Origin of the sequence: Streptomyces sp. NEAU-YJ-81 (assembly GCF_017592595.1) — a bacterium.
Lineage (GTDB): Bacteria > Actinomycetota > Actinomycetes > Streptomycetales > Streptomycetaceae > Streptomyces > Streptomyces hygroscopicus_B.
Genome location: NZ_JAGFNO010000005.1, coordinates 1 through 12,356 on the forward strand (window position 1 = coordinate 1; position 12,356 = coordinate 12,356).

The 12,356-nt window shown below is 69.8% G+C and carries 12 protein-coding genes; 4 read left to right on the forward strand and 8 right to left on the reverse strand.

All coding sequences use genetic code 11. The annotated features are described in order from the left end of the window. The first annotated feature begins 5 nt into the window (after positions 1 to 5). On the forward strand, positions 6 to 767 hold the full coding sequence (locus J5X86_RS13585) for a CbtA family protein (protein ID WP_208517494.1): 762 nt from the start codon (positions 6 to 8) through the stop codon (positions 765 to 767). Between the two features lie 38 nt (positions 768 to 805). Next, positions 806 to 1,582 (forward strand): precorrin-6A synthase (deacetylating), encoded by a 777-nt coding sequence (gene cobF, locus J5X86_RS13590; RefSeq protein ID WP_208517030.1) that lies wholly within the window; start codon positions 806 to 808, stop codon positions 1,580 to 1,582. Positions 1,583 to 1,732: 150 nt separating this feature from the next. Here cobF and J5X86_RS13595 read toward each other — a convergent pair whose 3' ends face one another. The 7 genes from J5X86_RS13595 to J5X86_RS13625 form a co-directional block, all read right to left on the reverse strand. Continuing rightward, a complete protein-coding gene (locus J5X86_RS13595; protein WP_208517031.1) occupies positions 1,733 to 2,026 on the reverse strand; it encodes a hypothetical protein in 294 nt (97 codons plus the stop codon). 194 nt (positions 2,027 to 2,220) lie between these two features. Next, positions 2,221 to 3,333 (reverse strand): glycerate kinase, encoded by a 1,113-nt coding sequence (locus J5X86_RS13600; protein WP_208517032.1) that lies wholly within the window; start codon positions 3,331 to 3,333, stop codon positions 2,221 to 2,223. A gap of 58 nt (positions 3,334 to 3,391) precedes the next feature. Beyond that, positions 3,392 to 4,591, reverse strand: a complete 1,200-nt coding sequence (gene alc, locus J5X86_RS13605; RefSeq protein ID WP_208517033.1) for an allantoicase — start codon at positions 4,589 to 4,591, stop codon at positions 3,392 to 3,394. Between the two features lie 23 nt (positions 4,592 to 4,614). Continuing rightward, positions 4,615 to 6,393: a glyoxylate carboligase gene (gene gcl, locus J5X86_RS13610; protein ID WP_208517034.1), complete on the reverse strand. Its 1,779-nt coding sequence runs from the start codon at positions 6,391 to 6,393 to the stop codon at positions 4,615 to 4,617. Positions 6,394 to 6,430: 37 nt separating this feature from the next. Then, positions 6,431 to 7,417, reverse strand: a complete 987-nt coding sequence (locus J5X86_RS13615; RefSeq protein ID WP_374229251.1) for a 2-hydroxy-3-oxopropionate reductase — start codon at positions 7,415 to 7,417, stop codon at positions 6,431 to 6,433. A gap of 4 nt (positions 7,418 to 7,421) precedes the next feature. Further along, entirely contained in the window at positions 7,422 to 8,252 is an 831-nt protein-coding gene (locus J5X86_RS13620; RefSeq protein WP_208517036.1) for a hydroxypyruvate isomerase family protein, read from the reverse strand. Beyond that, the gene (locus J5X86_RS13625) at positions 8,252 to 8,641 is read right to left on the reverse strand and encodes a gamma-glutamylcyclotransferase (RefSeq protein ID WP_208517037.1); all 390 of its coding nucleotides are present in this window, start codon (positions 8,639 to 8,641) and stop codon (positions 8,252 to 8,254) included. The genes J5X86_RS13620 and J5X86_RS13625 overlap by 1 nt, the downstream gene beginning before the upstream one ends. A gap of 616 nt (positions 8,642 to 9,257) precedes the next feature. Between J5X86_RS13625 and J5X86_RS13630 the strand changes: the two genes are divergently transcribed. Both J5X86_RS13630 and J5X86_RS13635 read left to right on the forward strand, forming a co-directional pair. After that, the gene (locus J5X86_RS13630) at positions 9,258 to 9,458 is read left to right on the forward strand and encodes a DUF3311 domain-containing protein (protein ID WP_014059243.1); all 201 of its coding nucleotides are present in this window, start codon (positions 9,258 to 9,260) and stop codon (positions 9,456 to 9,458) included. Continuing rightward, on the forward strand, positions 9,455 to 10,957 hold the full coding sequence (locus J5X86_RS13635; protein ID WP_208517038.1) for a sodium:solute symporter: 1,503 nt from the start codon (positions 9,455 to 9,457) through the stop codon (positions 10,955 to 10,957). The genes J5X86_RS13630 and J5X86_RS13635 overlap by 4 nt, the downstream gene beginning before the upstream one ends. A gap of 84 nt (positions 10,958 to 11,041) precedes the next feature. Here the strand turns inward: J5X86_RS13635 and J5X86_RS13640 are convergent, their stop codons facing one another. Beyond that, on the reverse strand, positions 11,042 to 12,181 hold the full coding sequence (locus J5X86_RS13640) for a sorbosone dehydrogenase family protein (protein ID WP_208517039.1): 1,140 nt from the start codon (positions 12,179 to 12,181) through the stop codon (positions 11,042 to 11,044). Positions 12,182 to 12,356: the final 175 nt, after the last annotated feature.

Genomic DNA, 12,356 nt, shown 5'->3' on the forward strand with positions numbered 1-12,356 from the left:
CACTCATGAACTCCGCAATGGTAAGAAATCTGCTCGTCCGGGGCATGCTCGCCGGTCTGGGGGCCGGTGTGCTCGCCCTGGTCGCCGCCTACTTCCTCGGTGAGCCGAGCGTCGATCGCGCGATCAGTTTCGAGGGGGCCCACGCTCCCGCGCATGAGCACGAGGTCGAGCTGGTCTCGCGTGGTGTGCAGTCCACGGCCGGGCTGGCCACCGGTGTTCTGGTCTACGGGATCGCCTTCGGCGGTATCGCAGCCCTCGCGTACTGCGTCGCCCTGGGCCGCGTCGGCCGTTTCACCCCACGGGCGACCGCGCTGCTGCTGTCCGGCTGCGCGCTGCTCGCGGTCTACGTCGTGCCGTTCCTGAAGTATCCGGCCAATCCGCCCGCGGTCGGCAACGGCGACACGATCGGCAAGCGCACGACGTTGTACTTCCTGATGATGCTGCTCAGTGTGCTCCTCGCGGTCGGCGCCACCATTCTGGGCAAGCGGCTCGCCCCGAGGCTGGGTACCTGGTACGCGACCGTGGCCGCGGTGGCCGCGTTCGCCGTGGTGATCGGGCTGGCGTATGCCTTCCTTCCCGTGGTCAACGAGGTGCCGGGGGACTTCCCCGCCACCGTACTGTGGCGGTTCCGGTTGTCCGCTCTGGCCATGCAGGTCGTCCTGTGGGGTGGTTTCGGTCTCCTGTTCGGTGAGCTCGCCGAGCGGTTGCTGAACCCCAAGCCCGCGACGGCCGATGAGGGCCGGGCGGTGGCGCCCGCCACGCACTGACCCTCGAGGAGTACGACCAACTGATCGCGAGCCGTCGCATGACCACGCAGCAACGCCGGATTCTCGTCATCGGTATCGGAGCCGGGGACCCCGACCATCTGACGCTCGGGGCGGTGAAGGCGATGGGCAGCGCCGACGTCTTCTTCGTCGTCGGCAAGGGAGACGACAAGTCCGCACTCACGGGCCTTCGCCACCGCATGCTGGACGAGCACGCGCGGGCGCCCTACCGGGTGGTGGAGGTGGACGACCCGAGCCGGGACCGGCGTCCGATGGGTCGGAGCGACTACACCTCCGCCGTCCAGGACTGGCGCACCCGTCGCGCGGACATCTTCGAGCGCCTGCTGCGTGAGGAGATGACGGCCGACGAGACCGGCGCGTTCCTCGTATGGGGCGACCCGTCGCTGTACGACAGCACACTCGGGATCCTCGCCGACATCGAGGCACGCGGCTCCGTCTCCGCGAGCGTCGAGGTCATCCCCGGCATCAGCAGCGTCTCCTCGCTCGCCGCGCGGCACCGCATTCCCCTGAACCAGGTGGGGCGGCCGGTGCACATCACCCCGGCCCGCCGGCTCTCCGACGTGGGTCAGAACGACGACGGGGACATCGTGGTGATGCTCGACGCACACGAGTCGTTCACCCAGGTCGAGGGGGACGACGTGTGGATCTACTGGGGCGCCTACCTCGGCACGCCCGACGAGCTGCTGGTCGCCGGGCCACTGCGAGAGGTGTCCGACCGGATCCGGCAGGTGCGGGCGCAGGCGCGTGACCGGCATGGATGGATCATGGACACCTATCTGCTGCGCATCGTGGAGTAGGTGGCCCGCGCGGGCGCCTGAGGTGGACGTGGGGAACGGGCCCCGGGCGGGAAGCGCCGCACTGGCGTTTCCCGCCCCCGATCGGTCGTACGTGTGGAACCCCCGGCGCAGGGTCGTGAGTGTGTGATCGTGGCGTCGGCCAGGGGTGTGTCAGTGGTCGTCCCAGTGACCCTCGTGCTGGGCGTGGCGGTGGCCGTCGTGGAGGTAGTCCACATGATTGCCGTGCGGTACGGCGACATGTCCGCAGTCGGCGCGGTGCTGGTGGTCGTGGCCTTCGTGGACGGTGTGGCCACTGGGTTCGCACTCGTCGACGTGGTCGTTGTGTGCCCGGTGCAGGTGGCCGTCGTGGACGTAGTCGGTGTGATCGTCGTGCGGGATCGCGACGTGGCCGCAGCCGCTTCCATGCTGGTGGGAGTGGCCGGTGTGGGGAGCGTGCGTGGTCATGGGGCACCTTCTTTCTCCCCCCTGGCACATTCTGTACTCGGGCCACGGTCCGTGCCACGCTCCGCGATCAGGACCCGGACCCGTGTCGCCCCGGGCCGGGGAACGCCCACACAACCTCCGGTGAGCTCGACCGCGTACTCCTCGTCGGTGGCCCGGCCTGGCACGGGACAAGCCACGATGTGGCCGCGCCGGCTTCAGACGAGCAGGAAGTCCCTCGCTACCCGCGCCGCCACCCGCTCCAGCAGGGGCCCCGCCTGTGCGAGGCAGCGGGGGATGTCGGGCTCCAGTTCGGTCAGGGCGTAGGCGCGGTGGATGCCGACGGCTTGCAAGGAGGCCGGGTCCAGGGACAAGCGGCCGCAGACGGCGACGACGGGCAGGCCGCGTGCGCGGGCCCGGGAGGCGACACCGGCCGGTGCCTTGCCGTGCAAGGTCTGGGTGTCCAGGGAGCCCTCACCGGTGATCACCAGGTCCGCTCGTGCCAGGGCCTCGTCGAAACCGAGCAGGTCCAGCATCACCTCCACACCAGGGCGAAACCGCGCCCGCAGTGCGGTGAGGGCGCCGAAGCCGAGGCCGCCGGCCGCCCCGGCCCCGGGTTCTGCGGCCGTGCCGAGCGCTCCGCACGTTCGCGCGTAGTGGCGCAGGGCGTCCTCGAGGATGTCCACCTCCTGTGGGGAGGCGCCCTTTTGGGGCCCGTAGACCGCGGCCGCGCCCTTGGGCCCGAGCAGCGGGTTGTCGACGTCGCTCGCCAGCACCAGGTCCACCTCCGCGAGCCGGGCATCAAGCCCGGACAGGTCGGCCTTCGCGAGCCGGGCCAGCGCCGCCCCGCCGGGGCCGACCAAGGCGCCGGACGCCTCCAGGAACCGCGCGCCGAGCGCGGACAGCATCCCCGCGCCGCCGTCCGTCGTCGCACTGCCGCCGACACCCAGGGCGATCGAACGGGCCCCGGCGTCCAGCGCGGCGCGCAGCACTTCGCCGGTGCCGTACGACGTGGCGGTGAGCGGCGCGAAGACGCCCGCCGGGAGGTGCCGCAGCCCGGACGCCTCGGCCATTTCGACGACCGCGGCGCCGTTGTGCAGGGCATAGGCGGCGGTCACCGGCTTGCCCACAGGTCCGGTCACGCATATCTCGCGTCGGCCGAACCCGGCCGCGACCGCCGCGTCCACCGTCCCGTCACCGCCGTCGGCGACCGGTACGGACGCGACCGACGCCCGGGGAGCCGCCCGCCGGAGCCCCGCGGTGAGCCGTTCGGCCACCTGAGCCGCGGTCAGCGACCCTTTGAACTTGTCCGCCGCGATCAGTACCCGCACCCGTTTTCCTCTCCTTCCGGGCCGGGCGCCGATCCGCCCGGCCTCGTCCGCCGCGCGGTCAGGGTGCTGTCGCCACCAGGTCGCGTACGCGGTCGGCCATGAACGGCTCGCACTCCTCCAGCGCTTTGGCCAGTCCGTCCGGATCGGTCAGCGGGCGCCTGTCGACGATGTCCCGCGCCCGTTCCGGTGCCGCACCGCACTCGGTGATCAGGACCTGAACCGCCTGAGCGGCGGGCAGCAGGTCGAACCAGCGCAGCCCGAGCGTGGCGAGGCCGGCGGGAGTGGGCTCGCCGAAGAGCCGGAGCCGCGCCAGGCCACCGTCGGGGTAGATGTCGAGCTTGACGTGGCTGACCGGGCGGGAGGCGTCGATACGGAAGCGGTGCCGGGTGTCCCGCTGCAGCCGGGTGCGCGGCAGCAGGTCGAACCAGGCCCCGGGATCGTCCGGGTCCGCCACCGCGGCGTCGATGCCGCGCAGCCGTGCCGAACCCGGGGAGTTTCCGATGAAGTACGAGGTGTCGAGGGCCGCTTGGGTGAGGTGTCCGCGCACGGCGAGTTCGACGATCATCCAGTCGTTGCCGCCACCGCGGCGCCGGCGGGTTTCCCATCCGTCGCCCATCACCCGGGGCAGCCCCGGGGACAGCACATTGTTGGGCGGGGAGTAGAAACGGTCACTGGCGTCGACGACGCGGCCGCCGTTCTCCACCGCGCCCAGGTCCCAGGCGGAGCCGGTGAGGAACCGCGGGTCCGGGACCACTTCGCCGTGGACACGCAGCCGGGCCACCCCGCCGTCGGGGTGGATGTTGAGGCGGACGTGTGTGAAACGCCGGTCGGCCTCGACCTCGAAGAGGTGTTGGGTGTCTCCGCTCAGGGGGCTCGGCGCAACGATCGGAACCCATGCGGCTTCTTCGAGTTCGGCCGGTGTGGGATAGCCCTCGGCGGCACACGCCTCCAGCGAACACGACTCCGGGTAGTTGCCGGTGAAGTGCGCCGTGTCGACGACGACACCGCGGATCACGCCCGGCGCGCCGAGCCGTACGACGGCCCAGTCGTGGTCGCCCGCCTCGTATTCGGGGCGGCGGCGCCGGGTTTCCCAGCCGTCCATGAGCTGTCCCTTGTGCCCGAAGGTGTGGGGCTGGAACACGGGTGCCGTGGGGCGCAGCAGGTTTTCCTTCTCGGCGAAGAACTCGTCGTTGGCCGCGACGACACCGCCGCCCAGGGCGCGGGCGGTGAGGTCGGGAAGCTGGGTGAAGTCGCTCATGTTCTCTCTCCTGTTCCCGAAGGTCAGCCGAGGGCCACGCGGAGTGCCGTCGGGGCGTGGTGGGGGCCGGTGGCCACTTCCTCGAACTCCGTGACGTTGTCGAGTTCGGTTCCCATGGACACGTTGGTGACGCGTTCGAGGATGACCTCGACGACCACCGGCACCCGGTGCTCGGCCATGAGCTTCTTGGCCTCTTCGAGGGCGGGCGCGATGCGGTCGGGCTCGAAGACCCGGACGGCCTTGCAGCCCAGCCCTTCGGCGACCTTGACGTGGTCGACGCCGTAGCCGCCCACCTCGGGGGCGTTGACATTGTCGAAGGAAAGCTGGACGCAGTAGTCCATGTCGAAGCCGCGCTGCGCTTGGCGGATCAGACCGAGGTAGGCGTTGTTGACGACGACGTGGAGGTAGGGGATCTGGAACTGGGCGCCGACGGCGAGTTCCTCGATCATGAACTGGAAGTCGTAGTCGCCGGAGAGGGCGACGACGGTGGCGTCCGGATCGGCGGTCGCGACACCCAGGGCGGCGGGCACGGTCCAGCCCAGCGGCCCGGCCTGGCCGGCGTTGATCCAGTGCCGGGGGCGGTAGACATGGAGCATCTGCGCTGCCTGGATCTGGGAAAGGCCGATCGTGGAGACGTAGCGCGTGTCGCGCCCGAACGCCTTGTTCATCTCCTCGTAGACCCGCTGTGGCTTGACCGGCACCTGGTCGAAGTGGGTCCTGCGGAGCAGGGTGGCCTTGCGCTGCCGGCAGCTTCCGGCCCAGTCGGCGCGGTCCCTGAGGGCTCCGGCGGCCTTCAGCTCCCTCGCCGCCTCGACGAAGAGCTCCAGCGCGGCCCTGGCGTCGGAGACGATGCCGTAGTCGGGCGGGAAGACCCGGCCGATCTGGGTGGGTTCGATGTCGACGTGGACGAAGGTACGGCCCCGGGTGTACGTGTCGAGACCGCCGGTGTGGCGGTTCGCCCAGCGGTTGCCGATCCCGAGGACGAAGTCGGACTCCAGCAGGGTGGCATTGCCGTAGCGGTGGGAGGTCTGCAGACCGACCATGCCCGCCATGAGCGGGTGGTCGTCGGGGATGGTGCCCCAGCCCATCAGCGTGGGCACCACCGGCACCCCGGTGAGCTGGGCGAACTCCACCAGCAGCTCGCCCGCGTCGGCGTTGATGACGCCGCCGCCGGCGACGATCAGCGGCCGTTCGGCGGCCTGGAGCAGTTCGACGGCCTTGTCGATCTGGGCCCGGGTGGCGGCCGGCCGGTGGAGCGGAAGCGGCTGGTACGTCTCCAGGTCGAACTCGATCTCCGTCATCTGGACATCGATCGGCAGATCGATCAGCACCGGACCGGGCCGCCCGGAACGCATGAGGTGGAACGCCTGCTGGAGCGCGCCGGGCACCTGCGCGGGCTCCAGCACGGTCATCGCCATCTTGGTCAGCGGCGCCGCGATGGAAGCGATGTCGACGGCCTGGAAGTCCTCCTTGTGCAGCTTGGCCACCGGTGCCTGGCCGGTGATGCACAGGATCGGGATCGAGTCCGCCGCGGCCGAGTACAGACCGGTGATCATGTCGGTGCCCGCGGGGCCGCTGGTGCCCACGCAGACCCCGATGTTCCCGGCCTTCGCACGGGTGTAGCCCTCGGCCATGTGCGAGGCCCCCTCCACATGCCGGGCGAGGACATGGGTGAGGCCGCCATTGGTGCGCATCGCGGAGTAGAAGGGATTGATCGCCGCACCGGGCAGGCCGAAGACATGGGTGGTTCCCTCACGCTTGAGGATCTCCACCGCCGCCTGGGCCGCGGTCATTCGAGCCATGAGGATGCTCCTGTCGATTGGTACATCGGGGGTGGGTTCAGTGAGTGGCGCGGCCGGCCAGTCGCTCGACGCCGCGCAGCAGGGCGGAGTGGTCGAGCCCGCCGTCGCCGTGGGCGCGGGCCGAGGCGACCAGTTGGGCGACGACGGCGCCGACCGGCAGGGGCGCCCCCACGGCCCGTGCCGCGTCGATGACGATGCCCATGTCCTTGTGATGCAGGTCGATACGGAAGCCGGGCTTGAAATCGCGGTCGAGCACCGCCTGCCGCTTGCGGGCCAGCACGGTGGAGCCGGCCAGGCCCCCGCCCAGGACCTCCAGTGCCGCCTTCAGGTCCACGTCGGCGTTCTCCAGGAAGACCACGGCCTCGGCCAGGGCCTGCAGGTGGATGGCGACCATCAGCTGGTTGGCGGCCTTGACCGTCTGCCCGGCCCCGTGCGGGCCGACGTGCACGATGGTGGTGCCCAGTGCCTCGAACACCGGCCCGGCAGCGGCGAAGTCGTCCGGGTCGCCGCCGACCATGATGGACAGCACCCCCTCGATGGCGCCCGCCTCGCCGCCGGACACCGGGGCGTCGAGCGTACGCAGACCCTTGTCCCGCGCGGCGGCGTCCACCTCCAGCGAGGTCTGCGGGGTGATGCTGCTCATGTCGATCAGCAAGGTGCCCGGCCCGGCGTGTTCCAGGACGCCGCCCTCGCCGAGGACGACCTCCTTCACCTGCGGGTCGGCCGGGACCATGGTGATCACGACCTCGGCTTCGCGCACCGCCTCGGCGATGCTGTCGGCGCCCCGGCCACCGGCCGCGGTCAAGGTGTCCACGGCCGCGCGGCCGCGGTTGTAGCCAGTGACGGTGTGTCCGGCCTTCACCAGGTTGGCGGCCATCGGGCCGCCCATGATGCCCAGGCCGATGAAGGCGATCTTCCGGGAAGTGGCGCTCATCGTGGGTTCCTTCGCGTCGTTCGGTGTCGTTCGCGTCGTCCGGGTCGTCGTGGTGGTCCGCACCAGCGGGTCAGGCACCGGGTCAGGCACCGGCTCAGGCGTGGTGGTCGCTGCCGCGCCGCTCGAATGGGAGCCACGCGAAGCTGTCCGCGCTCGGGCCCTCGGGCTTGTACTCCAGGCCCACCCAGTCGGCGTAGCCCGCGTCCTGGAGGCGCAGCAGCAGGCCGTCGAGGTCCAGCCGTCCCGTGCCGGGCGCGCCCCGCCCGGGTGCGTCGGCGATCTGGACATGGCCGATGCGGCCGGCGTGGGTGGCGATCACCCCGGCCACGTCGTCGCCGTTGACGGTCAGGTGGTAGAGGTCGGCCAGGAGACGGAGGTTGCGGCTGCCGGACTCGGCCGCCACCCGGTCGATGACGGCGAGTGCGTCCGCCGCGGTGAGCAGCGGATACGCCGGGGCGCCGCTGACCGGCTCCAGCAGGACCGTGCCGCCGACGCGCTCGGCGGCCTTGGCCGCCAGCGCCAGGTTCTCCACCGCCAGGTCGTCCTGGTCCGCCGGAGCGGCGCCGTCGACCCGGTTGCCGTACAGCGCATTGAACGAGCGGCATCCCAGTTGTTCGCCGATCGCCACGGTGACGTCGATGTTGTCGCGGAACTCCGCCGCCCGGCCCGGCCAGGACACCAGACCGCGGTCGCCGCCGGGCATGTCCCCGGCGAAGAAGTTCAGGCCGGTCAGGCGGACGCCGGCGGAACGCACTGCCCGCACGAAGGCATCGACCTCCGCGTCCGTCGGCACGGCCGTCGCATAAGGCCACCAGAACTCGACCGCGTCGAACCCCGCGGACTTCGCGGCGGCCGGACGCTCGAGCAGCGGCAGCTCGGTGAAGAGGATCGACAGGTTGACCGTGTGGGGAAGTCGGTTCTTCATCAGTTCTCCCGGCCGAGGCTCTTCAGGTACGGACGCCAGCCACCGAAGTCGCTGATCTCCTTGTGAACGCCCCTCTCCAGCTCGCCGCGGCGAAGGAGCATCGAGAAGGACGAGGAACCGTCCTGGAGCCGGATGATCCCGAACTCCAGCTCCGGCGGTTCGGTGGGCAACAGGTGGTCGCGCAGCACCTCGTCGGGGACGTCGTAGACCTCGCCTTCCACCGCGGTGCCGACACCGGGGTCGGGCAGCAGCCCGGGGCAGATGTCCTGGATCGAGAACAAGCGGTAGCCGGGGGCGGTGCGGGTCCGGGCCACGAGGGGGGCTCCGCGCAGGTGGTGATGGAAGGGGCCGCCCTCCATCGCCTGGCCGTTCAGGAACATGCGTGCCATGGGATCTCCTTTCTCGAGGGGTCATGGTGTTGCGTTTGGCCTTTGAGCGCCGGTGAGCGCCGGGCCTCCTCGGGGCCGTCGGCCGTCGGCCATGACCTGGGTGGTGAGCGTGCCTGGTGTGGAGATGCGCTGACCTCGCAGAGTCGGGAGGGGCCCGGCAGAGCGCCGAGGAACTTCTGCGATGTGGATAGTATTTTCTGCAATGCGGAATAACAACCCTCTGCTCGCCACTCACCCCGGGTGCCGTCGCCGCACGTCCCGTACTTCGGTGGCAGACTCATCGGCACGGTGGCGACGTCCGGACGGACCAGCGGCGCGGGGACGTGAAAAGCCTTGACAGGCCCTCGTGGCGGACCTATACATCTGCCAATCGAAAAATAAATTCCGCATGGCGAAAAATGCTTCGGCCCCGTCTCACCTGCCGCCGTGGCCCTGGTCGGCAGCTCTGGTCAGCGGCCCTGGCCAGCAGTAGGCGATCCGCCGAGGCGCCGCCTCTCCTACGCCATGCGCGGCGTCCCGACGGCCCCGTCCCCACCGCACCGCGTGGGACGTGCCACCCGCCCCAGACGGCGTCGCCCCACCCGTGGAGTACGGCCCGTCCCAGGAGGTTCTCGACGTGAAACCCATCCATCTGCTCGGTGTGATCCCGTTCCTCGGGATCCTCGGGGGAATCTTCATCGCGAACCGGGTGACGCCCTACGTCCTCGGTATGCCGTTCAATCTCTTCTGGCTGGTCATGTGGGTCGTGCTGATCTCGGCGACCATGGCCGTCATCTACCACCTGGACCCGGCGAACCGGGAGGAGCAGAGCTCATGATCGCTCTCGCCGTCATCTTCGCCTTCCTGCTCGCGGCCCTGGGCCTGGGACTGCGCGCCCGCCGTGGCAGGTCCATGGATCTCGAACAGTGGTCGGTGGGCGGCCGCGGCTTCGGGACGGTCTTCGTCTTCCTGCTGCTGGCCGGCGAGATCTACACGACCTTCACCTTCCTGGGCGCCTCGGGATGGGCCTACGGCAAGGGCGCGCCCGCGTACTACATCCTCTGTTACGCCTCACTGGCCTACGTTCTGTCGTACTGGCTGCTCCCGGCCGTGTGGCGCTACGCCAAGCAGCACCGGCTGATCTCGCAGTCCGACTTCTTCGTCGCCAAATTCGACAGCCCGCTGCTCGGCGCGCTGGTGGCCCTCGTCGGAGTCGTCGCGATGGTGCCCTACCTCGTGCTGCAGCTCAAAGGGCTGGGGATCATCGTGTCCGTCGCCTCCGACGGCCGTGTCTCCTCCCACTGGGCCATCGTGATCGGCACAGTGGCGCTGACCCTCTATGTGACGATCTCGGGCATCCACGGCTCGGCCTGGACATCGGTGCTCAAAGACGTCGCCATCCTCGCGGTCGTCCTCATCCTGGGCATCTACCTGCCGATGCACTACTTCGGCGGCGTCGGGGAGATGTTCCACGCGGTGGACAAGGCCCACCCCCAGCTCCTCACCCTGCCCTCCAGCGGCATGAGCGCCTCGTGGTTCGCCTCCACCGTGCTGCTCTCGGCGGTCGGCTTCTACATGTGGCCACACACCTTCAGCGCCGCCTACAGCGCGCAGAACGAACGCGTCTTCCGCCGCAACGCCATCTTCATGCCGCTCTACCAGCTCATCCTGCTCTTCGTCTTCTTCGCCGGCTTCACCGCCATCCTGGTCGTGCCCGGCCTCAAAGGCGCCGACGCGGATCTGTCCCTGCTGCGCATCACCACCGCCACTTTTCCCTCCTGGTTCGTCGGCATCGTCGGTGGCGCCGGGCTGCTCACCGCGCTGGTCCCCGGATCCCTGCTGCTCATGACCTCCGCGACCTGCCTGTCGAAGAACGTCTACCGCCTCGCCCGGCCCCACACCAGCGAGCAGCACATCGGCCGCCTCGCGCAGCTACTCGTCCCCGCCCTCGCCCTGATCTCCCTCTACTTCACCTTCAACGGCGGCAGCTCGATCGTCTCGCTGCTGCTCATGGGCTACGCACTGGTCACCCAGCTCTTCCCCGCACTGCTGGCGAGCCTCGCGCCACGGCAGTTCGTCACCAAACAGGGAGCAGCGGCGGGCATCGTCGTCGGAGTCACCACGGTCGCCGTCGTCACCCTCTCCGACGTCACGGTGGGCAGCCTCCTGCCGGGGCTCCCGCAGGCGGTGAAGGACCTCAACGTCGGCATCATCGCCCTCGTCCTCAATATCGTGGTCATGGTGGCCGTCTCCGCCGTCACCCGCACCGAGAGCCCCGCCCCCGCCACCACCGCCGCCCTGCGCCCCGAACCCGAAGCCACGGCCGGCACCGGCTGACCCGCCCCCCCCCGGGCCGGAGCCTCACACGGGGCTCCCGGCCCAGGGCCGCACTCGCCACCCGGCGGCGTCTTCCAGTAGTTGTTACACCGGGTCGATGCGGGAGACGCTGCCACCTATGGCGAGCACGTACAGCTCGCCACTGCCGCCCTGCACGAAAGAGATGACCTCGCCGCCGTTGACTCCGAGGTCGTTCACGCCGGTCACCTTGCCGTTCTCCATCTGCAGAGAGCGGACGGTGCCGTCGCAGTAGTCGCTGAACACGTACTGACCCTTGAGGTCCGGGATCGCGTTGCCTCGGTAGACGTAGCCGCCGGTCACCGAGCAGCCCAGATTGGTGCGGTCGTACTCGTGGATCGGCGGCACGTGGTTCGCGGGTTCCGTGCCGCCACGGAAGGGGTGGGTGCCCTCCATCTGGGACCAGCCGTAGTTCTCGCCGCCCTTGCTGTTCGCCGGGGCCCAGTCGATCTCCTCCCAGTCGTTCTGGCCGACGTCACCGATCAGCAGGTCGCCCGTGTCCGCGTCGAAGGAGAACCGCCACGGGTTGCGCAGCCCGTACGCCCAGATTTCGTCCTTCGCGTTCGGGTCGTCCACGAACGGGTTGTCCGGCGGGATCGCGTACGGCTCGCCGCCGCTCGGGTCGATCCGCAGGAGCTTGCCGAGCAGCGTGTCGAGGTTCTGCCCGTTGCCGTGCGGGTCGCCGCCCGCGCCCCCGTCGCCCAACGCGATGTAGAGGTAGCCGTCGGGGCCGAACTTGATGTCGCCGCCGTTGTGGTTCGAGTACGGCTGCGTCTGGGTGAGGACGGTGCGCCGGGTGTCCGGCTGGATCTTGCCGTCCCGCATGGCGAACTCGTCCACCGTGCTGGTGCCTTCGAGGTTTGTGAACGAGATGTAGAAGTGCGCGAATTCCTTGTCGAACGCAATGCCCAGCAGGCCGCGTTCACCGTCGGTGGTGGTCTCGTCGGAGATGTCGAGGACGGGTGCGCCCAGTCCCTGATCATCCAAAACCCTTACGGTGCCTGGGCGTTCGGCAATCCAGACCGTGTCTCCGGGGCCGGCGGCGCCGGCGGTCGGATTCTGGGCCGTGGCCACATTCTTGAGCGCCACCTTCGCTGCTGCCTGCCGTGGGGCGGCGGGCTCGTCGGCGGACGCCGTGGTCAGGGCGAGGGAAGCGACGAGGCAGATGGTGCCGATGATCGCCGAACTTCTGGTGCGAACTTTCACCGTGATCCTCCTAGAGGCGGTGAATCGGGAGGTCACCCGGCTGCTTGGGCAGGTTCAGGGGGTGTCGCCCGCGCCAGCACGCAACCTGGGTGGGGGGATGGTGTGCTACTGGCCATGAATGAGAATACTGGGACAGGCGTGCTTGGTATAGACCAGGACTCCATCCGGCTACCTC